Annotated in this window: 29 protein-coding genes; 8 read left to right on the top strand and 21 right to left on the bottom strand. The window is 72.4% G+C overall.

Features of this window, described 5'->3' with window-relative positions; genetic code table 11:
* Positions 1 to 39: 39 nt before the first annotated feature.
* From FHU40_RS10870 to FHU40_RS10830, 9 genes are all read right to left on the bottom strand, one after another.
* A complete protein-coding gene (locus FHU40_RS10870; protein WP_183592366.1) occupies positions 40 to 450 on the bottom strand; it encodes a Rid family hydrolase in 411 nt (136 codons plus the stop codon).
* The gene (locus FHU40_RS10865; protein ID WP_183592365.1) at positions 447 to 1,229 is read right to left on the bottom strand and encodes a 2-keto-4-pentenoate hydratase; all 783 of its coding nucleotides are present in this window, start codon (positions 1,227 to 1,229) and stop codon (positions 447 to 449) included. The genes FHU40_RS10870 and FHU40_RS10865 overlap by 4 nt, the downstream gene beginning before the upstream one ends.
* On the bottom strand, positions 1,229 to 2,707 hold the full coding sequence (locus FHU40_RS10860) for a 2-hydroxymuconic semialdehyde dehydrogenase (RefSeq protein WP_183592364.1): 1,479 nt from the start codon (positions 2,705 to 2,707) through the stop codon (positions 1,229 to 1,231). The genes FHU40_RS10865 and FHU40_RS10860 overlap by 1 nt, the downstream gene beginning before the upstream one ends.
* A gap of 67 nt (positions 2,708 to 2,774) precedes the next feature.
* Positions 2,775 to 3,032 carry a EutN/CcmL family microcompartment protein gene (locus FHU40_RS10855; RefSeq protein ID WP_183592363.1) on the bottom strand — a complete coding sequence of 86 codons (258 nt, stop codon included), beginning with the start codon at positions 3,030 to 3,032 and terminating at the stop codon, positions 2,775 to 2,777.
* 4 nt (positions 3,033 to 3,036) lie between these two features.
* Entirely contained in the window at positions 3,037 to 3,354 is a 318-nt protein-coding gene (locus tag FHU40_RS10850; protein WP_183592362.1) for a BMC domain-containing protein, read from the bottom strand.
* A 13-nt stretch (positions 3,355 to 3,367) separates the two neighbouring features.
* Entirely contained in the window at positions 3,368 to 3,658 is a 291-nt protein-coding gene (locus FHU40_RS10845; RefSeq protein WP_183592361.1) for a BMC domain-containing protein, read from the bottom strand.
* Between the two features lie 103 nt (positions 3,659 to 3,761).
* Positions 3,762 to 5,528 (bottom strand): hydantoinase B/oxoprolinase family protein, encoded by a 1,767-nt coding sequence (locus FHU40_RS10840; RefSeq protein WP_183593747.1) that lies wholly within the window; start codon positions 5,526 to 5,528, stop codon positions 3,762 to 3,764.
* A gap of 5 nt (positions 5,529 to 5,533) precedes the next feature.
* Positions 5,534 to 7,663, bottom strand: a complete 2,130-nt coding sequence (locus FHU40_RS10835; RefSeq protein WP_183592360.1) for a hydantoinase/oxoprolinase family protein — start codon at positions 7,661 to 7,663, stop codon at positions 5,534 to 5,536.
* A 1-nt stretch (position 7,664) separates the two neighbouring features.
* Entirely contained in the window at positions 7,665 to 8,927 is a 1,263-nt protein-coding gene (locus FHU40_RS10830; RefSeq protein ID WP_183592359.1) for a M24 family metallopeptidase, read from the bottom strand.
* A gap of 198 nt (positions 8,928 to 9,125) precedes the next feature.
* On the opposite strand from FHU40_RS10830, the gene FHU40_RS10825 reads away from it, so the two are divergent.
* The 8 genes from FHU40_RS10825 to FHU40_RS10790 all read left to right on the top strand — a co-directional run bounded on the left by FHU40_RS10825 (position 9,126) and on the right by FHU40_RS10790 (position 14,571).
* On the top strand, positions 9,126 to 10,535 hold the full coding sequence (locus FHU40_RS10825; RefSeq protein WP_183592358.1) for an FAD-binding oxidoreductase: 1,410 nt from the start codon (positions 9,126 to 9,128) through the stop codon (positions 10,533 to 10,535).
* A gap of 12 nt (positions 10,536 to 10,547) precedes the next feature.
* Positions 10,548 to 11,342, top strand: coding sequence for an aspartate/glutamate racemase family protein (locus FHU40_RS10820; protein WP_221199808.1), 795 nt, complete (start codon positions 10,548 to 10,550; stop codon positions 11,340 to 11,342).
* Positions 11,339 to 11,515 (top strand): hypothetical protein, encoded by a 177-nt coding sequence (locus FHU40_RS10815; RefSeq protein WP_183592357.1) that lies wholly within the window; start codon positions 11,339 to 11,341, stop codon positions 11,513 to 11,515. Before FHU40_RS10820 ends, FHU40_RS10815 begins: the two co-directional genes overlap by 4 nt.
* A gap of 144 nt (positions 11,516 to 11,659) precedes the next feature.
* Positions 11,660 to 11,833: a substrate-binding domain-containing protein gene (locus tag FHU40_RS10810; protein WP_183592356.1), complete on the top strand. Its 174-nt coding sequence runs from the start codon at positions 11,660 to 11,662 to the stop codon at positions 11,831 to 11,833.
* A gap of 64 nt (positions 11,834 to 11,897) precedes the next feature.
* Positions 11,898 to 12,149 (top strand): hypothetical protein, encoded by a 252-nt coding sequence (locus tag FHU40_RS10805; RefSeq protein ID WP_183592355.1) that lies wholly within the window; start codon positions 11,898 to 11,900, stop codon positions 12,147 to 12,149.
* Between the two features lie 25 nt (positions 12,150 to 12,174).
* Complete coding sequence (locus tag FHU40_RS10800; RefSeq protein WP_183592354.1) at positions 12,175 to 13,047, top strand: AAA family ATPase; 873 nt, start codon at positions 12,175 to 12,177, stop codon at positions 13,045 to 13,047.
* Positions 13,040 to 14,167: a VWA domain-containing protein gene (locus FHU40_RS10795; protein WP_183592353.1), complete on the top strand. Its 1,128-nt coding sequence runs from the start codon at positions 13,040 to 13,042 to the stop codon at positions 14,165 to 14,167. The genes FHU40_RS10800 and FHU40_RS10795 overlap by 8 nt, the downstream gene beginning before the upstream one ends.
* A complete protein-coding gene (locus tag FHU40_RS10790; RefSeq protein WP_183592352.1) occupies positions 14,164 to 14,571 on the top strand; it encodes a hypothetical protein in 408 nt (135 codons plus the stop codon). Before FHU40_RS10795 ends, FHU40_RS10790 begins: the two co-directional genes overlap by 4 nt.
* Here FHU40_RS10790 and FHU40_RS10785 read toward each other — a convergent pair.
* The 12 genes from FHU40_RS10785 to FHU40_RS10730 form a co-directional block, all read right to left on the bottom strand.
* Positions 14,550 to 14,918, bottom strand: a complete 369-nt coding sequence (locus FHU40_RS10785; protein ID WP_183592351.1) for a hypothetical protein — start codon at positions 14,916 to 14,918, stop codon at positions 14,550 to 14,552. The genes FHU40_RS10790 and FHU40_RS10785 overlap by 22 nt on opposite strands.
* Positions 14,915 to 15,202: a hypothetical protein gene (locus FHU40_RS10780; RefSeq protein ID WP_183592350.1), complete on the bottom strand. Its 288-nt coding sequence runs from the start codon at positions 15,200 to 15,202 to the stop codon at positions 14,915 to 14,917. The genes FHU40_RS10785 and FHU40_RS10780 overlap by 4 nt, the downstream gene beginning before the upstream one ends.
* 1 nt (position 15,203) lies before the next feature.
* Entirely contained in the window at positions 15,204 to 15,458 is a 255-nt protein-coding gene (locus tag FHU40_RS10775) for a hypothetical protein (protein ID WP_183592349.1), read from the bottom strand.
* A gap of 2 nt (positions 15,459 to 15,460) precedes the next feature.
* Positions 15,461 to 15,688, bottom strand: coding sequence for a hypothetical protein (locus FHU40_RS10770; protein WP_183592348.1), 228 nt, complete (start codon positions 15,686 to 15,688; stop codon positions 15,461 to 15,463).
* A 4-nt stretch (positions 15,689 to 15,692) separates the two neighbouring features.
* The gene (locus FHU40_RS10765; protein WP_183593745.1) at positions 15,693 to 15,944 is read right to left on the bottom strand and encodes a hypothetical protein; all 252 of its coding nucleotides are present in this window, start codon (positions 15,942 to 15,944) and stop codon (positions 15,693 to 15,695) included.
* 10 nt (positions 15,945 to 15,954) lie between these two features.
* On the bottom strand, positions 15,955 to 16,539 hold the full coding sequence (locus FHU40_RS10760) for an SRPBCC domain-containing protein (RefSeq protein ID WP_183592347.1): 585 nt from the start codon (positions 16,537 to 16,539) through the stop codon (positions 15,955 to 15,957).
* Between the two features lie 3 nt (positions 16,540 to 16,542).
* A complete protein-coding gene (locus tag FHU40_RS10755; protein ID WP_183592346.1) occupies positions 16,543 to 17,430 on the bottom strand; it encodes an XdhC family protein in 888 nt (295 codons plus the stop codon).
* Positions 17,427 to 19,829 carry an aerobic carbon-monoxide dehydrogenase large subunit gene (locus FHU40_RS10750; protein ID WP_343057820.1) on the bottom strand — a complete coding sequence of 801 codons (2,403 nt, stop codon included), beginning with the start codon at positions 19,827 to 19,829 and terminating at the stop codon, positions 17,427 to 17,429. The genes FHU40_RS10755 and FHU40_RS10750 overlap by 4 nt, the downstream gene beginning before the upstream one ends.
* Complete coding sequence (locus FHU40_RS10745) at positions 19,826 to 20,353, bottom strand: (2Fe-2S)-binding protein (protein ID WP_183592345.1); 528 nt, start codon at positions 20,351 to 20,353, stop codon at positions 19,826 to 19,828. Before FHU40_RS10745 ends, FHU40_RS10750 begins: the two co-directional genes overlap by 4 nt.
* Positions 20,350 to 21,228, bottom strand: a complete 879-nt coding sequence (locus tag FHU40_RS10740; protein ID WP_183592344.1) for an FAD binding domain-containing protein — start codon at positions 21,226 to 21,228, stop codon at positions 20,350 to 20,352. Before FHU40_RS10740 ends, FHU40_RS10745 begins: the two co-directional genes overlap by 4 nt.
* The gene (locus tag FHU40_RS10735; protein WP_183592343.1) at positions 21,228 to 21,470 is read right to left on the bottom strand and encodes a hypothetical protein; all 243 of its coding nucleotides are present in this window, start codon (positions 21,468 to 21,470) and stop codon (positions 21,228 to 21,230) included. Before FHU40_RS10735 ends, FHU40_RS10740 begins: the two co-directional genes overlap by 1 nt.
* A gap of 163 nt (positions 21,471 to 21,633) precedes the next feature.
* On the bottom strand, positions 21,634 to 22,575 hold the full coding sequence (locus FHU40_RS10730) for a hypothetical protein (RefSeq protein WP_183592342.1): 942 nt from the start codon (positions 22,573 to 22,575) through the stop codon (positions 21,634 to 21,636).
* Between the last annotated feature and the right edge of the window lie 167 nt (positions 22,576 to 22,742).

The following is a 22,742-nucleotide window of genomic DNA, read 5'->3' as shown; positions in this document are numbered from 1 at the left end:
GACGCGCTGGTGTCCGGCAGAGCCGGACACCAGCGCAGGTCACGGCTGCGGCCGGTGCGCGATCCCCTGGATCTCCAGCAGCAGATGCGGATGCGGCAGCTGGTGGACGGCCACGGTGGTGCGGGTGGGGCCGGTGGTGTCGAAGTGCTCGGCGTAGACCTCGTTGTAGCCGCCGAAGTCGTTCATGCTGACCAGGTAGGTGGTGACCTGGACCAGGTCGTCGAGGGTGCACCCGACCGTCTGCAGGATGCGGCCCATGGTGGCGAGCACCTCCCGCGTCTGCACCCGGATGTCCAGGCGCGTGGTGCCGAGCTCGTCGACCTCGGCGCCGACGATGGTGTTGTCGGGCGCCCGGCTGCTGGTGCCGGAGACGAAGACCATGTCGCCGACCACCTTGACGTGGGGGAAGGCGCCGCGCGGTACCGCGAGGTGCGGGACCACGCCGCTCACGGCCGGCACCCGACGACCAGGGAGGCCTCCCCGAGCCCGGCGACGCGCACCCGGACCCGTCCGCTCGCGGGCAGGGCGACCGCCTCGGTCGCGGCGCCGGCGAGCACGACGTAGCCCGCGCGCAGCGCGAGGTGGTCGGCGGTCAGCCCGCGCAGCTGGCGCAGCGCCTCCCACGGATCGCCGAGGATCGCGGCAGTGCTGCCGGCGGCCACCTCGTCGTCGTCGAAGCTCAGGGACACCGCGCGGGCGTCCAGCTCGGGCGGAACCTCCTGCCAGGGGCCGACCACCCACCGGGCGGCCGAGGTGTTGTCGGCGATGACGTCGCCGAGCCGGAACCGGAAATCGCGGTAGCGGGAGTCGATCACCTCAAGCGCGGGTGCCACGGCGTCGACGGCGGCCACGACGGCGTCGGGCGACTCGTCGCGGCCGATGTCGCGGCCGATCCGGAAGGCGATCTCGGGCTCGACGCGCGGGTGGATCAGCCGGCCGCGGTCCAGCTCGCCGCCGTCGGGGACCCGGCTGGAGGCCAGCAGGAACCCGGCGATCACCGAGTCGATCCCCATCTGCTCCATCTTGGCCCGGCTGGTGAAGCCGAGCTTGACGCCCGCCTGGGTGTCGCCGGCGGCGAGCGAGCTGTCCAGCAGACCGCGCTGCACGGCGTACGCCAGGTCCTCGGAGAGCTCGTGGTCCGGCTGCCGCACGGCCTCCGCCCGCTCGGCCGCGCCGTGCAGCAGGGCCGTGAGCCGGCCGGCCGCCTCGGCGTCCGGGTGCGCCTCCATCAGGTCAGCTCCTCGTCGGCGTCCACCAGGGCGACGCACACGTTGGTGGGTGAGGTGTAGAAGTCCAGCGAATGATGCCCGCCCTCGCGGCCGATCCCCGACAGGGCACTGCCGCCGAAGGGCGACCGCAGGTCGCGCAGGTACCAGGTGTTGACCCAGGACATCCCGACCTTCATGCTCGCCGCAACCCGGTGCCCGCGGTCGATGTCCTGCGTCCAGACCGCGGCGGCGAGGCCGTAGTCGGTGTCGTTGGCGAGGCGGATCGCCTCGGCCTCGGTGTCGAAGGGCACCAGACCCGCGACCGGGCCGAAGATCTCCTCACGCATCACCGGCATCGAGTTGTCGACGCCGGTCCACAGCGTGGGCTGGATCCAGGAGCCGCCCTCGAGGCCCGCGCCCATCGCCGGGATGCCGCCGCCGACGGCGACCTTCGCCCCCTGGTCCTCAGCCATCGCGAGGTAGGAGAGCACCTTCTCCCGGTGGGCGTGGGAGATCAGCGGGCCGGTCGTGGTCGCGGGGTCACGCGGGTCGCCCAGCCGCAGCTGCTCGGCGCGCTCCACCAGGCCGGCGACCACCTCGTCGTAGATCCCGCGCTGCACGTAGACGCGCTCGGTGCACAGGCAGACCTGTCCGGTGTTGGTGAAGACCGACCGCGCGAGGCCGGCGACGGTCCGGTCGAGGTCGGCGTCGTCGAAGACGACCGCGGCGTTCTTGCCGCCCAGCTCGAAGGAGACCGGCCGGACCCGGGGTGCCACTGCGCGCATGATGGCGGCGCCGGTGCGGGACTCGCCGGTGAAGGTCACGGCGTCGATGCCCGGGTGCGTGGTCAGCAGCTCGCCGGTCGACCCGGGGCCGAAGCCGTGCACGAGGTTGAACACGCCGTCCGGGATGCCGACCTCCGCGATGATCTCGGCGAGCACGGTCGCCGAGGAGGGCGTCTCCTCCGACGGCTTGACCACCACCGCGTTGCCGCAGGCCAGCGCCGGCGCCACCTTCCAGGTGAGCAGCAGCAGCGGCAGGTTCCACGGCACGATCACCGCGACCACGCCGATCGGGCGGCGCAGCGCGTAGTTGAGCGCCCGCTGCCCGTCGGCGGTCTCGGTCAGGAAGGAGTCGAGTCCGGCCGCGGCGACGACGTCGGCGAAGGCGCGGAAGTTCTGCGCCGCGCGCGCGACGTCGAGGCGCCGCGCCAGGGCCTCCGGCTTGCCGGTGTCGCCGATCTCCGCAGCGAGGAGGTCCTCGGCCCGCTCGTCGATGCGGTCGGCCAGCCGGCGCAGCAGCTGCGCCCGGTCGTTGACCGAGAGCGACGCCCACGGTCCCTCGAGGGCCCGCTGGGCGGACCGCACGGCGCGGTCCACCACCATCGCCCCGGCCTCGTGCACCCGCGCGACCACGCTGCCGTCCACGGGTCCCACCTTGTCGAACTCGGCGGACCCGTCGACGAACTGCCCGTCGACGAAGTTGCGCAACTCCTGCACTGGCTCTTCTCCTGTTCCTGGCCGGCGTACCCCGCCGGCCCTCCTGACCGACCCGCGGCTGCGCGGGTCAGACCTCGACGGCGTCCGCCCCGGCGACCAGTCCGACGACCGCCAGGTCGATGCCGGCCGCGTCGCCGCCGACGGCCGCCTGGGCGGCCTCGTCCTGGGCGACGACGACCAGGTCGGGCGCCGAGACGTCGATGAGGTCGACCGCGACGTACGTCGTGGTCTCACCCACCGGCTGGAGGGTGACGAGGCGGCGCTGGTCGAGGTTGCCGACCGCACGCTCGTGCCACACCCGGCCGGTGACCCTGGCGAGCATCATCGGCTCAGCCCTTCTTCGGCGTACCGCCACCGAGGAGGTCGCGCGTGCCGTTGTCGAGCAGGGCCACCGACTCCTCCGCAGGCCGCGGGTAGAGCTGCGCCGAGCGGAGCTCGCCGTACTGCTTGACCGCCGCGGACCCGGAGTCCAGGGCCTGCCGCACCGCGGCGATATCGCCCTGCACGGCGGCCGAGAAGTAGCCCGACCCGATCCGCTCGACGTTGACCGTCTGCACCTCGGAGGTCTTCATCATCGCCTCGATACCGGCGACCAGGGCCACGATGCCCCGGGTCTCGATCAGGCCGATTGCGTTGTCCTTAGCCATGTCTGTGCACTCCTCAGCCGTCGATGACGGCGGTGTTGGCGGCGATCGCCGCAACGGGGACGCTGGGGCTGGCGAAGATGACCGAGGCCACCTTGCCGCGGGTCAGGGAGCGGGCCGTGGCGACGCCGATCTCGGTCGCCTCCTCCACGGTGGCGAGGTCGCCGCTGAGGGCGACGGCCACGATCCCGCCGCCGAGACGCATGGTCCCCTCGACCGTGACGTCGGTGGCCTTCACCATCGCGTCGACGGCGTCGAAGACGGCGACCATCCCCTCCGCCTCGATGAATGCAGCTGCCTTGCTCATGTCGTTGTTCCTTTCTGGCATGGCATCTCAGGTGGACGGGACGACCGTCCGTTGCCGGTGAAACTAGGTCTGCCGCCCGGATGCGGCGATCACGCTGTCCGGCTCAGCCGGACGACCCCGCGCCGGCCGGTACGCCGGAGCGGCAGGCGGCCGTCGCGGCCGGATCGAGCTCGAGCGACTCCGGGTCGACCACGACGCCGTAGTGGTCGCGGGCGGACCCGACCGAGACGTAGCCGTAGCGGACCTCGCGGGCCACCAGCTCCGCGGGCCGGGCCAGGGGGTCGCCGTACCCTCCGCCGCCGCCGGCGAGCTGCCGGTAGACGGTGCCCGCGGGCAGGTCCGACACCAGGTCCTTGAGGTCGGCGACCTTCGTCGTCCCGTCGGGGTAGGCGATCTCGATCCGGTTGGGCGAGCCGCTGCGGCCGCCGTTCAGCCCCGGGGCAGCGGTCTCGGGGGTGTCCCCGTCGCCGAAGATCGAGGCCTGGACGCCGTCGTTGGTGAACCTGATGACCGTCTCGACCCCGAGGCCGCCGCGCCACTGGCCGGCGCCGCCGGAGTCGCGGGTGTACTCGAACCGCTCCAGGAAGACCGGGTTGTTGTGCTCGAACATCTCCGGATCCTGGGCGCCCAGGGCGCCGCCCGAGGCGATCAGGCCGATGTGGTCGTAGCCGTCGGCGCCCTCGGTGCCGCCGCCACCGCCCTTGAGGCCGTTCATCAGGATGTCGACGAAGGGACGCTGGAGCCGGTCGTTCCAGCCGTTGATCACCGCGCCGTAGAGCGGGTTCCACCCGGCGGTCACCCGGCTGGGCAGGGCTTCCCCGAGCGCCAGCATGATCACGGCGCAGATCTGGTCGGAGAGGTGGTTGCCGAAGCCGGACGCGGCCGGGTAGACGCAGTTGAGCAGCGTCCCCTCGGGGACCGTGACGTCGATGCAGCGCATGATCGCGTCGTTGTGCGGGATGTCCGCCTCGGCGAGCATGAAGAAGGTGATCATCACCGACGACAGGGTGACCGCGAGCGGGGCGTTCACGTAGCCGGGTGTCTGCGGCCCGGTGCCGGTGAAGTCGAAGTGCAGGTGCTCGTCCTCGACCTGGATGCGGACCTTGATCAGCATTTCGGCGTCGTGGTCGAAGCCGTCGTCGTGGCAGATCCACTCGGCCTCGTAGGAGCCGTTGGGGATGCTGCGAATCAGCTGGCGGGCCATCGCCTCGGTGGAGTCGAGGATCGACTCGGTCACCTGCCGGAAGGTGTCCAGGCCGTACTTGTCGACCACGGTCCTCAGCTCGCGCTCCCCGACGGTGCAGGCGCCGATCATCGCCTTGACGTCCTCGGCGACGATGTCGAGCCGCACGTTGCCGAACACCAGGTCCCAGACGTCCTCGCGGACCTCGCCGGCCTCGTGGACCTTGACCGCCGTGAGCCGCAGCGCCTCCTGCCACAGGTCCCGGGCGTACGGGTTGTACGAGCCGGGCACCGCGCCCCCGACGTCCGCCTGGTGCGCGGAGATCACCACCCAGGCGAAGTGCTCGCCGTCGTGGAAGACGGGCTTGGTGACCTTCCAGTCCGAGGCCTGGTTGCCGCCGGTGTAGGTGTCGTTGTGGAGGATCGCGTCGCCCTCGGCGACCTTGCCCTTGAACTTGCGGGCGATGTACTGCATCGCGGGCGCCGCGGCGTACCCCAGGATCGGGATGTACTCCGTCTGCTCCAGCAGCCGCCCGTCGACGTCGTAGATGCCGAGGGAGAAGTCGCGCCCCTCCACCAGCAGCGGCGAGCGCGCGCTGCGCTCGACGACGGTGCCCATGCGCTCACCGACGGCCTTGATCCGGCTGGCGATGACGGAGGTCAGGATCGGGTTCAGGTCGGCGGTCATGGCGATCACCGGCTCCCTTCTGCGGCGACGAGGCGGTCGAGGTCGGCGAGCGAACGGCCCTTCCGGTACATCACGTAGCTGCCGGACCGGTCCAGCACGATGTCGAAGAACTCCGGGACGACGATCGTGGTCTGCGGCTCCTCGACGACGCACGGTCCCTCGACGACGACGTCGACGGGCAGCCGGTCGCCGTCGTAGATCGGCACCTCGACCTTCGCCCGCTCGGTGCGCAGGTAGACCGGCCGGCGCCCCTTCAGCGCCTCGGCGAGGCCGGCCCCGCCCGCGCCGGCGCCACCGAGCTCGAAGCCGGGCCGGCGGCCGACCGCGGTCACCCGCAGGCTGAGGATCTCCACGTCGGCGTCCGGGTTCGCGAAGCCGAACAGCTCCTCGTGCCGTCGGTGGAACGCCGCGGCGACCCGCGCCTTGCCGTCGCCCTCACCCAGGAACTCCTCGGCGCCAAAGCTCAGGATGATCTCGTGGTGCTGCCCGACGTAGCGCAGATCGGCGGAGACGACGACCTCGCGGGTCGCCGGGTCGGAGCCCTCGTCGTCGAGCAGGGCGGCGCCCTCGGCGGCCATCTCGTCGATCAGCGTCCGGGCAACCCCCAGGTCGAGGGTGGAGAGCATCGCGTTGAAGCCGCGGACGAAGTCGTGGCGCAGGTCGGCCATCAGCATGCCGGCCGCGCAGATGACCGAGGACATCTTCGGGATGAACACGAACGGGATGTCGAGCTCGTGGGCGATCATCCCGCTGTGCACCGGGCCGGCCCCGCCGGCCACGACCATCGGGAACTCGCGCGGGTCGTAGCCCGCCTCGACCGAGACGTTCTTGGTGCCCGACGCCATCGCCAGGTTGACCATCTCGTACATCCCGGCCGCGGCTTCGACGACGGAGAGCCCGAGCGGCTCGGCGACGTGGGTGCGGATCGCCTCCTCGGCGAGGTCGGCACGCAGCCGCATCCGGCCGCCGAGGAAGTAGTCGGGGTCGATGTAGCCCAGGACCACGTCGGCGTCCGTCGTGGTCGGCAACGTCCCGCCGCGGCCGTACGCCGCGGGGCCGGGGTCGGCGCCGGCGCTCTGGGGGCCCATCCGCAGCAGGCCGCCGTCGTCAATCCACCCGATCGACCCGCCGCCGGCGCCGATCGTGTGCACGTGGGTCGTCGGCAGCGAGATCATGTGGCGGTTGATCTCGCCCTCGCGGGTGACCTGGACCTCGCCGTCCTTGACCAGGGAGGCGTCGAAGCTGGTGCCGCCCATGTCGACGACGGTGCAGTCGTCGAGGCCGCGCGCGGCGACGTAGGCCAGGCCGGCGACCGGGCCCGCCGCGGGGCCCGACATCGCGATCGAGGCGGGCAGCTCGGCGACCGACGAGGGCTTCGCGATGCCGCCGTTGGACTGCATGATCATCAGCGTCCCGGCGAAGGCGCCCTCGCTCAGCTGGGTGACCAGGTTGCGCATGTACCGCTCGACGACCGGGCCCAGGTAGGCGTTCATCACCGTGGTGCTGACCCGGGGGTAGAGCCGCACCTGCGGCAGCACCTCGGACGACACAGACAGGAACACCTCGGGCAGCTGCTCGCGGATCGCCTGCTTGGCGATCACCTCGTGCTCGTCGTTGCGGTAGGAGTGCATGAAGCACAGCGCCACCGCCTCCACGTCGGCGGCCCGCAGCCGGGCGATCGCCTCGTCGAGGGACGCGGCGTCCAGCGCGGTGACGACCTTGCCGTCGACGTCGATGCGCTCGGTCACCACCGCGCGCAGGTCGCGGGTGGCCAGGGGCGCCGGGGCGACGTACTTGTTGTCGTAGAGGTGCTTGCGACTGCGGATGCCCCGCCGCATCTCGAGGATGTCGCGGAACCCCTCGGTCGTGACCAGCCCGGTGCGGGCGCCGCTGCCGGTGAGCACGGCGTTGGTCGCCACGGTGGTGCCGTGGACGATCAGGTCGATCTCGCCGAAGAACTCCTCGGGTGTCCTCCCCACGATCTCGGCGAGGTCGCGCAGCCCGGTCATCACCCCGTCGGCCGGGTTCGCCGGCGTCGTCGAGGTCTTGTGCGGGATCTTCGCCGTGCCCTCCGTCTCGAGCAGCAGCAGGTCGGTGAACGTGCCACCCACGTCGATGCCGACGGTGTAGGTCATCTCAGCTCCTTCCGATGGGCCGCAGCGCCTGCGGGATCTGCGAGATCGCCTCGGCCCCGCGGGCGGTGACGATGTAGGTGTCGGCGACGCTGGCGCCGACGGTCTCCTCGGGGTCGGTCAAGTTGGGGTGGACGGAGATGACCATCCCCTCCTCGATCGGGGTCTGGTCGCCGCTGGTGATGACCGGGGTGTCGTGGTCGACGCCGACGCCGTGCCCGTGCCAGATGCCCGGCAGCGCCCCGAGCGCGGCCGTCTCGGCCTCGAGCGCCAGCGTCACGTCGGACGCGGTGTTGCCGACGACCATCGCGTCCTGGGCGGCGCGGTGGGCGCGCAGGCAGGTCTCGGCGTACTCCCGCTTGCGGTCGCCGATCTGGCCCACCGTGAAGAGCCCGGCCCGCTCGACCCAGTAGCCGTTGGCCGCGGTCGACTCCAGGTAGACCGTGACCAGGTCGCCGTCGCGCAAGGGGTCGACGTGCGGGCGGTGCAGGAAGTAGGGGCCGGTCCCGACGAAGACCAGGACCTCGCGCGCGCCCAGGCGGCGCACGGCGCGCTCCATCTCGCCGTACAGGTCCCAGCCGCTGACCCCGGCGGCCGCGTGCTCCATGAACGCCCGGATGCCCGCGTCGGCGACCGCACCGGCCGCGCGCACGTCGTCGTACTCCTCCCGGGTCTTGATCGCCTTGATCGCGTTCAGTAGCCGGGTCGCGTCGGAGACCTGCAGGTCGGGGAACATCGCCCGGAGCGCGTCGGCGTCGGCGCTGGCCACGATGTGCCCCAGACCCACGACGCCGAGCCGGCCGCGGGTGACGTGCTGCTCGCGGAGGATGCCCTCGATGACCCCCGGCATGGAGTCCTTGTCGCTGATGACGTCGCCCTGACCGGCGACGCGCACCTCGAAGCCGCTGATCTGCTTCGCGAAGTAGGCGTCCGAGCGCGTCGACATCACGACGACGGGCTCCCGACCGGGCAGGATCACGGCGTACCCCAGCCGGACCACCGGGCAGAAGCCGATCAGGTACTCCAGATAGCCGTACTGCGAGATCAGCCCGCGACCGGAGACGATCAGGCAGTCGAGACCCTGGTCGGCCATCGCGTCCCAGACGGCGGCGAGCCGCTCGCGCAGCCGCTGACGAGAGACCGGGGACGGGGCCGACGCCGGGCCGTCGGACCTGCGGGCCGGTGTCGCGGCTCCAGGCGGGTCTCCATGCGGAGCGCGGTTGCGCCAGGTGCGATCGCCGATCGGCGGATGAAAGACCGAGGACATGCGGCGGAGGCTAGGTGGGGGTCGGCGCCCCGGCTGACCGGGTTGTCCGGCCTTCCCGGACAGGATCCGTTCCCATCGGGTGTCCGGTCGGTCCGGACACCGTCGTCGTGACCTTCGGCACGCTGAGGATCATGGCCGCCGGACACGCGTCCCGGCCCGAGCACGCGGTCCCCACCCCCTCGCCCGCAAGGAGTCACGATGACCAGCACGCTCGACACCTCGGCACTCGACGGCACCGACAACCACCTCGTCCGCCCCGGCACGCAGGAGTACGACGAGGCCCGCACCCTGTGGAACGGCATGATCGACCGCCGCCCCGCCCTGATCGTCCAGCCGGCTTCGACCGAGGACGTCGCCGCAGCGGTGCGCTGGGCGGCCGAGGCCGGGCAGCCGGTCGCCGTCAAGGGCGGCGGGCACAGCGCCCCCGGCTACAGCATGTGCGACGACGGCGTCGTGATCGATCTGTCCCGGATCGACCATGCCGACGTCGACCCGGTCACGTGCACGGCGCGGCTCGGCGGCGGCGCCCTGCTGGGCGATCTGGATCGGGCGACGGCGGAGCACGAGCTCGTGGTGCCGGCCGGAGCGGTGTCGCACACCGGCGCCGGTGGGCTGATCCTCGGCGGTGGCTTCGGTCACCTGATGCGCAAGCACGGGCTGAGCATCGACAGCCTGGTCGGCGCCACCGTCGTGCTCGCCGACGGGCGCGTCGTCGACGCCGACGAGCAGACCGAGCCGGACCTCTTCTGGGCGCTGCGCGGCGGCAGCGGAAACTTCGGGATCGTGACCGAGTTCCGGCTGCGGTGCCACCCGTTCGGCCGCGAGGTCTACGTGTGCGCACCGATCGTCGAGCTCCAGCACGCCCGCGCGGCGCTGGAGATCTGGCGGCGCGAGATGGTCGACGCCCCCGACGAGCTGACCTGGAACAACTTCTTCCGGGGCGCACCGGCGATCGAGGGCTTCGAGTGGGTGCCGGAGCACCTGCGCGAGCAGCCGGTCCTGATGATGCCGATGATCTGGGCCGGCGACCCGGCCGACGGCCGGCGGGAGATCGAGGCGCGGCTGGCGCTGCTCGACGGCCTCGTCTCCGCCTCCACCGGCGGGGTGATGCCGTTCGTCGAGCTGCAGTCGCTCTTCGACGAGGTGTTCGCCCACGGGCGCCGCCACTACGCGAAGGCCGGCTTCCTGACCGGCCTGCCCGACGAGGTGCTCGACGTGCTCATCGAGGCGATGCACCGGCTGCCGCACCACGCCTCACAGATCGAGCTGATGCGGCTGGGCGGTGCCGTGGCCCGGGTGCCGGCCGAGGCGACCGCCTTCCCGCACCGCACCGCCGACTGGCCGTTCAACCTGATCGGTCTCTGGGACGACCCGGCGCAGGACCCCGAGGTCCGGCAGTGGGTCCGCGACCTCTACGCCGCGCTCGAGCCGCACGCGACCGGAGGCGCCTACGTGAACTACGCGGGCGGGGAGGAGGCCGGCGGGTCGCGCTCGGCGTACGGCGACGGCGTCGGCGGGCGGACCTGGGACCGCCTGGTGGCGCTCAAGCGGAGGTACGACCCGACGAACCTCTTCCGCTTCAACGCCAACCTCGCCCCGGCCGAGTGAGCTGAGCAGTCGATGCCACGCATCCTGGAGCTCGTCCCCGTGCCCGTGCCCGACGAGGCGCTGACCGGCTTCCGCACGATGGTCCCCGAGCGAGTCCGGTTCCCCGGCTTCGACCTCACCTTCGTGGCGACCCGGGCCGGCGCGGCGAACGCCATCGACAGTCCCTACGAGCAGACCCTGTGCGACGCGTTCGTGCTGGAGGCCGGGTGCCGCGCCGAGGAGGAGGGGTACGACGCGGTCTGCGTCAACTCGATGAGCGATTCGGGCCTCGGCGCGCTCCGCTCCCGGCTGACGATCCCGGTCGTCGGGGCCGGCCAGGCCGCGCTGCTCGCGGCGTGCCTGCTCGGGAGCCGGGTCTCGGTGATCTCGATGTGGCCCAACTGGCGGTCGCTCTACACCAAGGTCGCGGCGGAGCAGGGGCTGGGCGACCGCCTCGCGTCGATCCGAGACATCGGGGTCCGCCCGGACGCCGAGCGACTGCTGAGCGGCAAGGAGGACTTCGTCTTCGAGCCGCTGGAGCGGGCCTGCCGCCTGGCCGTCGACGTGGACGGTGCCGACGTGCTGGTGCTCGGCTCGACCACCATGCACCAGAGCCACGCCTACCTCAGCGAGCGCCTGGAGGTGCCGATCCTCAACCCGGGCACGGTCGCCTACAAGGTCGCCGAGAGCCTGGTGCTGCTGGGCCTGACGCACAGCAAGCGCGCCCACCCGGCGCCGCAGACGACCCAGGACGGCATCTTCGGCTTCACACCTGCGGTCTTCGGGCCCGGCTCGAGTGCCGGAACCACGGCCGGGATGGTCCGGTGAGGTTCTGGCTGAGCCGTCGACGGCGTGCCCGGCTCCCGGCGTCCGCCGGGAGCCGCGACGTGCGGACCACTCCGGCTCTCTACGCCCTCGACGCCCTGTTCTGCTGGCCCCAGTGGACCGACCCGGCGCCGCCGGATCCGGTCGCCCACGAGGACCGGATCACCGGCCGGTAGCCGCTCGCGCGATCGGCCAGCGGCACTGGCCACCCGGCGACACTGGGCGCCCCATGGCCAAGACGACCCCAGTCGATCGCGGACCGCGTCGGTATCAGCCGGATGACGGACCGGGATGCGCTCGGGGCGGTTCGAACCCAGCGATTGGACCGTTACGCGCGGGCCGGGCCGCTGTCGACCGTGCGCCAGGCCGTGGCCCGCAAGGGCGAGATCGCCGTGGCCTCGCTGCTGGCGGTGATCCGGGGCGGGCCGTCCGCCACCGACACGCTGCTGCCCACCGAGCTGGTGGTCCGGGAGAGCACCTCAGCGTTCCCTTAAGCAGCCCTCCCCCGCGCCGCCGCGCCGACCTACAGTGGAGATGCCGCGACGAGGGGAGGCAGCGATGAGCGACGAAGCCACCGAGGTGCTGCGAGCCCTCTGGTCCGCCGACGAGGCCACCGAGGCCGCCCGCGAGCTCGACGAGTCCACCCCGGCCAAGGTCTGCAAGCGGATGCGCGGCGTCACCTTCGACGGCATGGCGCCGCCGGGCACCGACCTGCGGGAGGCGTGGCGCGACCTGCTGCTCCGCGAGGGCAAGTACGACGGCACCGGCGGCACGATCCGCGACCTCGTGCTCGGCCCTCCCCCGAGATGACTCCCCAGAGAACGACGCAGCGCGGATGACGCGACCGGCGAGCGTCGCGGCGCTGACCGAGACCCTGTGCGCGGGCGGCTACCTGGCCGACCGCGGGCTCTCCACCGCGGCGTACGTCGCCCTGACCCTCGACCGGCCGCTGCTGCTCGAGGGCGAGGTCGGCGTCGGCAAGACCGAGATCGCCAAGACGCTCGCGACCGTGCTCGGTCGGCGGCTGATCCGGCTGCAGTGCTACGAGGGCATCGACACCAACCAGGCCCTCTACGAGTGGGACTACGCCCGCCAGCTGCTGCAGATCCGGGCGCTGTCGGAGGCCGCGCTCGCCGACGAGGGCGCCGTCGACGCGCTGTTCGGCCCGAAGTTCCTGCTCGAGCGGCCGCTGCTCGACGCCGTGCGCACCGGCGACGGCGCGGTGCTGCTGGTCGACGAGGTCGACCGGGCCGACGACGAGTTCGAGGCCTTCCTGCTCGAGCTGCTCTCGGAGTTCCAGATCACGATCCCCGAGATCGGCACGATCCGGGCCGAGCGCCCGCCGCTGGTGGTGCTCACCTCCAACCGGACCCGCGAGCTGCACGACGCACTGAAGCGGCGCTGCCTCTACCACTGGGTCGACTACCCCGACTTCGACCGCGAGGTCGAGATCGTGCTGGTGCGCGAGCCCGGCGTGTCCGAGACCCTCGCCCGCAGGGTGGTGGCCGCGGTCACCCGGCTGCGCGAGCTCGACCTGGCCAAGGCTCCCGGGGTCGCCGAGACCATCGACTGGGTGCGCACCCTGGGCGCCGTGGGCGCCGCCGACCTCGACCCACAGACCGTCGAGGACACGATCGGCGCGGTCGTCAAGGACCGCGACGACCTCGACGTGGTCCGCGCCCACGTGCACGAGCTCTCCCGTGGCTGACGCGACCGGCACCGCGTTCCTCGAGACCCTGGTCGGCTTCGGGCGCGCGCTCCGCGCGGCCGGGCTGCCGGTCGGCACCGGCGACGTGCAGACCTACTGCGCCGCGATGGAGCCGCTCGACCCGACCGACCTGCTCGACCTCTACTGGGCCGGGCGCACCACGCTGGTCGGCCGCCGCGAGCACCTGCCCGTCTACCACCGCGTCTTCCGGGAGTGGTTCCTCGGCGTGCCCGGGGAGCCCGACGAGGCGCGGCCCTTCAACCGGCCCGACGCCCCCGAGGCCTGGGCCGACCTGCAGCTGCCCGAGCCGGAGCGGTCGGGCGAGGAGCGCGAGCAGCAGGAGGCACCGATGGGCCTGGTCGGGTCCGACGTCGCGACGCTGCGTGCGAAGTCGTTCGCCGACTGCACTCCCGACGAGCTGGCCGCGCTGCGCCGGATCATGCGCACCGTGCGGCTGACCCCGCCGCGGCGGCGGTCGCGGCGTACGGCGCCGGCGGTCGACGGCCGCCGACCCGACCTGCGGCGTACCGTCCGCGAGGCGTTGCGCACCCACGGCGACCCGGCCACGCTGCGCTGGCGCGAGCGGCGGGTGCGGCCGCGGCGGCTGGTGCTGGTGCTCGACGTGTCGGGGTCGATGGCCGACTACTCCCGGGCGCTGCTCCAGTTCGCCCACGTCACCTCGCGGGCGGCCCGGCGGGTGGAGGTGTTCTGCTTCGGCACCCGGCTGACCCGGATCACCCGCGAGCTCGAGCACCGGCGGCCCGACGACGCGCTGGCGCGGGCGGCCGACGCGGTCGTCGACTGGGAGGGCGGCACCCGCATCGGCGCATCGCTGGACGCGTTCGTGCGCGAGTGGGGACGGCGGGGCATCGGCCGCGGCGGCATCGTCGTGATCTGCTCCGACGGCCTCGACCGCGGCGACCCCGCGCTGCTCGAGTCGGCGATGCGGCGGCTCGCGCGTCGGTGCCACCGCGTGGTCTGGCTCTCGCCGCACGCCGGCTCCGGCGGCCCGCCGTCGCTGGGCATGACCGTTGCGACGCCGTACGTCGACCGGCTGCTGCCGGCCCGCGACCTCGACGACCTGGAGCGGTTCGCGCGGACGCTGGCGGTGCTCGGATGATCCGGCTGGGCTCGCTCGCCGGCTACCCCTTCGACGGTCCGCGGGTGCTGGCCGGGTGGACCCCGCCGGCGACGGCCGGCGTCTACGCCATCCTCTACCGGCCCGATCCCGACCGCGAGCGCTACGCCGTGATCTACGCCGGACACAGCGAGGACCTGTCAACGGAAGGGTTTCCGTTCCGCCACTCGGCCGCGCCGTGCTGGATCAGGCGCGCGGGCGGCAAGTACGCCGTGCACGTCGCGACGTACGAGATCCCGGGTGGCCTGGCAGGACACCGTCAGCAGGTCACCGACGAGCTGGTCGCGGTCTACAAGCCGCAGTGCAACGACCGTCAGTACGACAGCACCTGGCAGGACCACTGGATCGGGCGGGTGCCCGATGGTCAGCCACCGACCGGCTCGTAGCCGACGGAGTCGTGCAGCCGCGAGCGGCGGCGGCCCGAGGCGGGGACTGCCGGCGGTCGCGCGGCGTCCGCCGGGGCGGGCTCGTACGTCGCCCCGGCGACGATCCCCTCGGCCATGCCGTAGAGCAGCGGCAGCGCGCCGGCGACGACCCCGCCGGTCCGGTTGATGTGCTGCAGCTCCGGCAGGATCGGCTCGGCGTTGGCGACGATGCGGCGCACGATCTCGCCGCACTCCCCGAGGTTTCCGGCGATCCGGGTGAGCTGGGTGCCCACGACGTACAGGTAGAACGCGAGTCCCGCGATCAGCAGCAGGATGTCGACGACGGTCAGCGTCACGAGGAGGGTCACGTCCGCACCTTTCCGAGGACCCGGCCGAGGAAGAGGTGGTGCTCGAGGCCCTCGGCCAGCACCGCGTCGACGCCGGCCGCCGTCGTCGCGAGCAGCGCGGTGTCGTCGGTGTTGCGCTCGGCCTCCAGCAGCGTGTCCCTGACGGAGCCGACCCGCTGGTCGATGGTGCGCACGGAGAGCACCAGGATCGTCAGCAGCGCGGCGACGGCGAGCACGACGACGAAGCCGCCGATCACCGCGCCCCACCACAGGCTCTCCTGGGTGTCGGTCAGGTAGAGGGTCATCTCAGCCTCCCAGCCTGGTGCGGCCACGGTTGAGTCCCGCGACGATGATCTCGGCGCTCTCGATCGTGGTGTGCAGCCCCGCCAGGCCCGCGGTGTTGCGCACCGACTCGCCCAGCGACTCGTCGATCGCGCCGGCCTGACGACCGATCCGGTGCGCGAGCAGCAGGATCGGCACGACGAGCGCGACGACGACCAGCACGACGACGATGCCGACCGTGTAGCCGACCGCCCAACCGGTCTCCACCATCGCCGTCATCGCTACACCCCCTCGCAGAAGTCGCGCACCGGCTTCAGGCTGGTGTTCACGGCGACGACCGAGGCCGGCACGGTCGCGGTCCGGTCCGCGACGACACCGACCCCGGCGATCACCCCGTCGAGGGTCTTCGTCACGGCTAGCAGGTGGCCGATCACGCGGATCAGGCCGAGCGCGGCGGCGGCGATGATCAGCGCGGCCAGCACCACGGTCACCCAGGCGACAACGGGCATCACGTCACCCCAGGAGCTTTCCGACGGAGCCGGCGTACCGGACCGCGCCCTGCGAGACGGCCTCGACGGTGGCGCCGGTCTCGGCGAGCGTCTCGGGCACCCCGTCGAGCTCGGCCGCGAGCGCTCCGCCACCGGCGAGGATGTCGTCGGACGCGGCCCGGATCCGCTCCAGGGCGGCGAGCACGCGGTTGAGCAGCGCCACCAGCACGGGTACGACGACCACCAGCAGCACGATGTTGCCGATCCACCACAGCATCAGGGACACCTCAGCTCGTCGGAGTGGGTTGATAGGGCAGGAAGAACCGGCGGAAGACGCGCAGCAGCGCCATCCGCATGGCCTGGAGGCCGATCGACAGCCCGCTCGCGGGCTTCGCGGTGAGGGCGTCCACGGACTCGCCGCGCTCCAGCGCGTCGATGCGCCGCTGTGCGTTGTCGGCGAACTGGCCCATCAGCACGGTCGTGACGTCGGAGATCATGCCGCGGCCGTACTGCGCGGCGGCGCCGGAGAGCTGGAGGTCCTGCTCCATCCGCACCCGGGTGCCCCGGCCGGCCGGGGTGAGCACGGCGGTCACGGTCATCGCGGCCTGGCCGCGGCCCTTGAGGTCGGAGCCGGAGGCGTCGATGACCATCCGCTTGGCTGCGTCGTCGCGCTCCAGGATCTTCGCCCGGCCCTTGAACTCCATCCGCACCGGGCCCATCCGCACGCCGACGGTGCCGCCGTAGGTGTCGTCGCCCAGCTCCTCGGTGAGGTCCGCCCCGGGCAGGCACGCCGCCACCCCGGGCACGTCCCCGAAGAACTCCCAGACCCTGTCGACCGACTGGCCGACCTCGAACTCGTTGCCGATCCGCACGTCTCAGGCCTCCGTCCTGGTGAGGAACGCATCGCGGCAGCCGACGCAGCAGAAGTGGTACGTCGTGCCGTCGACCTCCAGCGGGAAGTGGGCGTCGTCGGCGGGCACGGTCATCCCGCACACCGGGTCCAGCGCCTCGGCGGTCGGCAGCAGGGGGAGCTCCCGGCGACCCGGCTCGACGGCCAGGCCGCCCGCCGCGCGGACCCGCACCAGCTCGGCCAGGATGGACACCGCGATCTCACGGTGGGTGGTGTGGCCGAGGTCGAGCCCGACGGGGGTGTGCACCCGCTCCAGCAGGTCGGGCGGGACGCCGCGGTCGGCGAGGTAGCCGAGGACGGCCTCGCCCCGCTTGTGCGACGCGACCAGGCCGACGTACGCCGGCCGTGCCGACGCGGCGTGCCGGATCACGTCCTCGTCGTGGTGCCCCTGGGTGGCGACCACGACGACGGCGCGCTCATCGACGTCGGCAGCGGTGAACCCGGCGCCGTCGACGAGCTCGGCCCGCCAGCCGAGGACGCGGGCGAGCTCGGTGAGCAGCTCGGCCATCGGCGACCGGCCGACCACCACGAGGTGCACGGGCGGGTGGACGGGCTCGACGTAGACCTGCAAGGCGCCCTCGCTCTGGCACGACATCGGGATCGCGGTCATCCCCTCGGGCAGCACCAGGTCGTCGCTCGCGCCGAGGTAGAGCAGTCGGGCCTCGCCCTCACGGATCACCCGTTGCGCCTCGCGGATCACCGTCGGCTCGGCGCAGGCACCGCCGATCCAGCCGTGGATCTGCCCGTCGGCGGTGACGATCGCGCGCGACCCGATCTGGCCCGACGACGGCGCCTGCCGCCACACGACCGTCGCCACGGCGTACTCCTGACCGGCGAAGTCCTGCTCGTTCATGAGTCGGTCCTGATCGGTGGGGCGCCGGAGACGTCGGCGCGCGTGGTGAGGGCCTCGTGGACGCGGTCGGGGAGCAGCGGCATGTCGACGTTGCGCACGCCGTGGCCCTTGAGCGCGTCCATCACGGCGTTCACGAAGGCCGCCGGCCCGCCGACCGTCGCGCACTCGCCGATGCCCTTGGCGCCGATCGGGTGGTGCGGGCAGGGGGTGACGACCTCGTGCAGCTCGTAGCCGGGGGTCTCCCAGGCCGTGGGCAGCAGGTAGTCCATGAAGTTCGAGCCGATGCAGTTGCCCTCGGCGTCGAAGGTGATGAACTGCATCGACGACATCGCGTAGGCCTCGGTGAGGCCGCCCATGATCTGACCCTCGACGATCATCGGGTTGATCCGCACCCCGCAGTCGTCGACGGCGACCACCCGCAGCACGTCCCAGACCCCGGTCACCGGGTCGACCTCGACGGTCACGATGTAGCAGCCGAACGGCCAGGTCAGGTTGGGCGGGTCGTAGTAGGCATTGGCCTCCAGGCCCGGCTCGAGGCCGTCGGGCATGTTGGAGTACGCCGCCATCGCGCACTCCTGGATCGTCACGCCGCGGTCGGGGGCGGAGCGGACGTAGAACCGGCCGAGCTCCCACTCGACGTCCTCCTCCGACACCTCCAGCAGGTGGGCGGCGAGCTTGCGCGCCTTGGCCCGCACCTTGCGCGCAGCCATCGCGACCGCGGCGCCCGCGACCGGCGTGCTGCGCGAGGCGTAGGTGCCCATGCCGAACGGCGCCGTGTCGGTGTCGCCCTCCTCGACCACGATGTCGTCGGCGGGCAGGCCGAGCTCGTGGGCGACGATCTGCGCCCAGGTCGTCTCGTGCCCCTGACCCTGCGTCTTGGCGCCGGTGCGCAGGATCGCCTTGCCGGTCATGTGCACCCGCAGCTCGGCGGAGTCGAACATCTTGATGCCGAGGATGTCGTACTCGCGGCTGTTGCCGGCGCCCAGCGGCTCGGTCATGCAGGAGATCCCGATGCCCAGCAGCCTCCCGTTCTTCGCTGCCTCGGCCTGCTCGCGGCGGAAGCCCTCGTAGTCGATCGCGTCGAGACCGACCTGGAGGCACTTCGCGTACTGACCCGAGTCGGTGAGGAAGCCGAACGGCGTCCGGTGCGGGAAGTCGTCGTCGCGCACGAAGTTCATCCGACGGAACTCCGCCTGGTCGATGCCCAGGTCCTCGGCCGCCGCCTGCACCATCCGCTCCTGGAAGAACATCGCCTCGGTGACCCGGAACGAGCACCGGTAGGCGACGCCGCCGGGCGCCTTGTTGGTGTAGACGCCCCGCGCGGTCAGGTGCGCGGTCGGGATGTCGTAGCAGGAGAACGCCGAGTGCAGCAGGCCGATCTTGAACTTGCTCGGCTGGGCGTCGCCGAAGAACGCGCCGTGGTCGGAGTCGGTGTGCATCCGGACGCCGAGGATCTTGCCGTCCTGCCGCAGCGCCATCTCGCCGGTGAGGTAGACGTCGCGGCCGAAGCCGGTCGAGATCAGGTTGCTGGTGCGGTCCTCGATCCACTTCACCGGGCGCTCGGTGAGGATCGAGGCGAGGATCGACATCACGTACCCCGGGTAGACCGGCACCTTGTTGCCGAAGCCGCCACCGAGATCGGGGCTGACGATCCGGATCAGGTGCTCGGGCAGCTCCGCGATCAGCGCGACGGCGGCCCGCACGATGTGCGGCGCCTGCGTGGTCATGTAGACGGTGAGCTTGCCGGTGGCCCGGTCGAAGTCGGCGACCGAGCCGCAGGTCTCCAGCGGTGAGGGGTGCGAGCGCGGGTAGTGCATCCGGATCCGCGACACGACGTCGGCCTCGGCGAACGCACGGTCGGTGCCGTCCTTGTCGCCGACCTCCCAGTTGAAGCAGACGTTGTCGTGCTGCCCCTGCTTGTCGTCGCGGATGATCGGCGCGTCGGCGGCGAGCGCCTGCGTCGGGTTCACGATCACCGGCAGCTGCTCGTACTCGACGACGATCGCCTCGCAGGCGTCCTTGGCGATGTAGGGGTCGTCGGCGATGACGCAGGCGACCTCCTGGCCCTGGAACCGCACCTTGTCGGTGGCCAGCACGGCCTGGGTGTCGTAGCTCAGGGTCGGCATCCACGCGAGGTTGCGGGTCGCCATCATCTCGCCGGTGAGCACCAGGCGTACGCCGGGGACGTCCCACGCGGCGCTGGTGTCGATGGACCGGATGCGCGCGTGCGCGACCGGGCTGCGCAGGATCTCCATGTGCAGCATGCCGGGCAGCACCACGTCGTCGATGTAGTGGCCCTTACCGCGGATGAAGCGGTTGTCCTCCACGCGCTTGCGGCTCGCGCCCATGCCGCCGATCTTGATCTCGTCGAGCGCGCGGCTCGGTTCGGTGAGGGTCACTGGTCGCCCCCGTTCATCTTCTCCGCGGCCCAGAGCACCGCCTTGACGATGTTCTGGTAGCCGGTGCAGCGGCACAGGTTGCCCGAGAGCGCGAACCGGACCTCGTCCTCGGTCGGGCGGGGGTTCTCGGCCAGCAGGGCCTTGGCGGCCAGCATCATCCCCGGCGTGCAGAAGCCGCACTGCAGGCCGTGCTCGTCCTTGAAGCCCTCCTGCAGCGGGTGCAGCTCACTCGGCCCGCCGAGCCCCTCGACCGTGGTCACCTCGTGGCCGTCGGCCTGCACGGCGAGCATCGTGCAGCTCTTCACTGGCAGCCCGTCGACGAGCACCGTGCAGGCACCGCAGTTGGTGGTGTCGCAGCCGGTGTGGGTGCCGGTGAGCCGGAAACCCTGGCGCAGCAGGTGCGCCAGCAGCAGCCGCGGCTCGACGTCCGCGGTGCGCTCCCGGCCGTTGACGGTGACCGTCACCCGGCGTACCGGCACACCGTCGGCGGGTGCCGGGGGGATCTCCTCGAACAGGGTGCTCATGCGGCGTGCTCCGTTGTCGTCGTGGTGACCCGGGTGAGGATCCGGGTCACGAAGGTGTGGATGACGTGGCGCTTGTACGCCGCGCTGCCCCGGTGGTCGGAGTTGGGCTGCGCGGCCTCGGCCGCGAGCTCGGCGGCGCGGGCGATCGTCTCGGCGGTCAGCGCCCGCCCGAGCAGCGAGTCGGCGGCGGCCCGCGCATCCAGGGTGCGACTGCCGACGCCGGTGAGCGCGATGCCGGCACGGGTGACCCGGTCGCCGTCGAGCTCCAGCGCGACCGCGGTGCCGGCCGTCGCGAAGTCGCCGACCCGGCGCTCCAGCTTCAGGAAGCCGCCGGCCACCCGGTCGCGGGCGGCCGGGATCGTGGCCTCGACCGCGACCTCGTCGTACTCCAGGACGTTCTGGAACGGGCCGACGACGAACTCGCCCACCGGGATGCTCCGGCGGCCGTGCGGCCCCTGGGCGACGACCTGCCCGCCGGCCGCGAGCACCGCCGCCGCCCAGTCGCCCTGGGGGTCGGCGTGGCACAGCGAGCCCACGAGCGTGCCGCGGGTGCGCACGATCGGGTCCGCGATCAGTGGCGCGGCCGCCGCCATGACCGGCTGCGCGCTCGCCAGTGCGGTGGCCCGCTCGAGGTCTCGGTGGCGGACGAGGGCGCCGACGCGGACGCCGCCGTCGGCCGCGATGGCGAGGTGGTCGAGGCCGGGCAGGTTGTTGATGTCGACGAGCAGGTCGGGGTTGGCGAAGCGGAGCTTGAGCAGCGGCACCAGGCTCTGCCCGCCGGCCAGCACCTTGGCCTCGCCCCGGCCCTGCGCCAACAGGTCGATGGCCTCGTCGAGGGTGCGGGGCGCCTCGTAGGCGAAGCGGGAGGGGTACATCAGGCCCCCTCGCTCGCCGGATCGGGCACGGCGACCGGCATCGAGTCGACCTCGGTCGGGTCCGGCCGGGGCTGCTGGTGCGGCGGCCACGGACCCTGCACCGGCTGGCCCGCGACCTTGAGGAACTCGACGAACTGCGGGAACGCCCAGACCGTCGGGCTCTTCCCCTCCTTCGGGGCGCCCTCGATCAGCTCGTACATCCGCGGGTTCCCCCGGCTGTGCCCGTCCGACTCGATCGGCACGCGCGCCACCTCCCCCTAGAGCCGCGTCAGGATTGACGCCACTGTGCTCCCGGTCACACCCGGCCGCAACAGCGAATCAACACTTCGCTTAGGTGCCGCCCGCGGCCGGGACGTCATACGGACGGTGGAAGGGGACACACTGTCCGTATGACGTCCGCGGGGGTCAGGCGGCGGCGGGGCGCCAGCCACCGGCGCGGAGCGCGTGCTCGACCTGGGCGAAGAAGTCGCCGGGGCGCAGCCGCAGCCCGAGCAGGGGCAGCCGGAGGAAGGTCTCGCCCTGGAGCACGACGGCGTTCTGGCGCAGCGCGTCGCCGACGACGTTCTCGGCCCAGGCGTGGTGGATGCCGTCGATCTCGAGGACCAGGGCGTAGTCGGGCCAGTAGAGGTCGAGGTAGTAGCGGTTGCGACCGTCCTGGCGCAGCACCTGGCGCGCCGGCGGCGGCAGTCCGCGCCGACGCAGCTCGCGGGCGACGTCGATCTCGCCCAGGGATCGGGCGCCGTCGAGGAGCTCGTTGACGACCGCGTGGAGCAGCAGCCGGCGCCGGTCGCGCCGGATCCTCAGCAGCTCCTCACCCAGCTCGTGAGGTGGCACCAGCCCCTGCTGGACCGCGATCGTCAGCACGTAGGTCGCCTCCCGGTCGGTGCGGGCCCACAGGCCGGCGCGCACCGCCGCGGTCGGCGTCCGGGTCCGCGGGATCCCGACCCGCACGATGTCGGCGGCGTCCCAGCGCCGGGTCTGCCTGATGTTGAACCGCCGGTTGCGGCGCACCCGTGCCCCGCGGGGCACCGACACCCGCACGCGATCCATCTCGAAGCGCTCGAGCCCGGCCGCGATCAGCGCGGAGCCGGCGTCGAGGCTGGCCCGCGGCCCACCCTGGAACACCGCGCCCCACATCTCACCCCACGCCGACAGCGTGCTGTTGTGCAGCTGCACCGACTGGTCGCCGACCAGCAGCCAGCGCCGGGCCCGCACCTGGCCGGTGATCTCCCAGCGGGTGATGCCCAGCGCATAGAGCTGGCGCCGCGACAGCAGGCCACCCTGCTCCTCGGCGAGCTCGCGCGCGGCGGCGAACCTGCGGTCGTCGTACGAAGGTCCTCGTGGCATGCCGACACCATGCGCACCGCTGCCCGCACCGCGTGGCTGCTCGCCACTCACCTGTGGACGACCGCGCCCGAGCCGCCGCTGTGGACGATTCGCGGCGCGCTGCTGTCGCGGGACGTCATACGGACGGTGGAAGGGGACACACTGACCGTATGACGTCCGCGGGGGCG

It is taken from the genome of Nocardioides soli (genome assembly GCF_014191495.1).
Lineage (GTDB): Bacteria > Actinomycetota > Actinomycetes > Propionibacteriales > Nocardioidaceae > Nocardioides > Nocardioides soli.
Note: the sequence above shows the minus strand (reverse complement) of the source record. Positions and strands in the feature narration are given on the sequence as shown.

Excerpts from the sequence above, each read along its gene's own strand:
- FHU40_RS10865 (WP_183592365.1), bottom strand. The coding sequence starts at position 1,229 with ATGGAGGCGCACCCGGACGCCGAGGCGGCCGGCCGGCTCACGGCCCTG.
- FHU40_RS10855 (WP_183592363.1), bottom strand. The coding sequence starts at position 3,032 with ATGATGCTCGCCAGGGTCACCGGCCGGGTGTGGCACGAGCGTGCGGTC.
- FHU40_RS10850 (WP_183592362.1), bottom strand. The coding sequence starts at position 3,354 with ATGGCTAAGGACAACGCAATCGGCCTGATCGAGACCCGGGGCATCGTG.
- FHU40_RS10845 (WP_183592361.1), bottom strand. The coding sequence starts at position 3,658 with ATGAGCAAGGCAGCTGCATTCATCGAGGCGGAGGGGATGGTCGCCGTC.
- FHU40_RS10840 (WP_183593747.1), bottom strand. The coding sequence starts at position 5,528 with ATGACCGCCGACCTGAACCCGATCCTGACCTCCGTCATCGCCAGCCGG.
- FHU40_RS10835 (WP_183592360.1), bottom strand. The coding sequence starts at position 7,663 with ATGACCTACACCGTCGGCATCGACGTGGGTGGCACGTTCACCGACCTG.
- FHU40_RS10830 (WP_183592359.1), bottom strand. The coding sequence starts at position 8,927 with ATGTCCTCGGTCTTTCATCCGCCGATCGGCGATCGCACCTGGCGCAAC.
- FHU40_RS10825 (WP_183592358.1), top strand. The coding sequence starts at position 9,126 with ATGACCAGCACGCTCGACACCTCGGCACTCGACGGCACCGACAACCAC.
- FHU40_RS10820 (WP_221199808.1), top strand. The coding sequence starts at position 10,548 with ATGCCACGCATCCTGGAGCTCGTCCCCGTGCCCGTGCCCGACGAGGCG.
- FHU40_RS10805 (WP_183592355.1), top strand. The coding sequence starts at position 11,898 with ATGAGCGACGAAGCCACCGAGGTGCTGCGAGCCCTCTGGTCCGCCGAC.
- FHU40_RS10800 (WP_183592354.1), top strand. The coding sequence starts at position 12,175 with ATGACGCGACCGGCGAGCGTCGCGGCGCTGACCGAGACCCTGTGCGCG.
- FHU40_RS10790 (WP_183592352.1), top strand. The coding sequence starts at position 14,164 with ATGATCCGGCTGGGCTCGCTCGCCGGCTACCCCTTCGACGGTCCGCGG.
- FHU40_RS10780 (WP_183592350.1), bottom strand. The coding sequence starts at position 15,202 with ATGACCCTCTACCTGACCGACACCCAGGAGAGCCTGTGGTGGGGCGCG.
- FHU40_RS10775 (WP_183592349.1), bottom strand. The coding sequence starts at position 15,458 with ATGACGGCGATGGTGGAGACCGGTTGGGCGGTCGGCTACACGGTCGGC.
- FHU40_RS10770 (WP_183592348.1), bottom strand. The coding sequence starts at position 15,688 with ATGCCCGTTGTCGCCTGGGTGACCGTGGTGCTGGCCGCGCTGATCATC.
- FHU40_RS10765 (WP_183593745.1), bottom strand. The coding sequence starts at position 15,944 with ATGCTGTGGTGGATCGGCAACATCGTGCTGCTGGTGGTCGTCGTACCC.
- FHU40_RS10755 (WP_183592346.1), bottom strand. The coding sequence starts at position 17,430 with ATGAACGAGCAGGACTTCGCCGGTCAGGAGTACGCCGTGGCGACGGTC.
- FHU40_RS10745 (WP_183592345.1), bottom strand. The coding sequence starts at position 20,353 with ATGAGCACCCTGTTCGAGGAGATCCCCCCGGCACCCGCCGACGGTGTG.
- FHU40_RS10740 (WP_183592344.1), bottom strand. The coding sequence starts at position 21,228 with ATGTACCCCTCCCGCTTCGCCTACGAGGCGCCCCGCACCCTCGACGAG.
- FHU40_RS10730 (WP_183592342.1), bottom strand. The coding sequence starts at position 22,575 with ATGCCACGAGGACCTTCGTACGACGACCGCAGGTTCGCCGCCGCGCGC.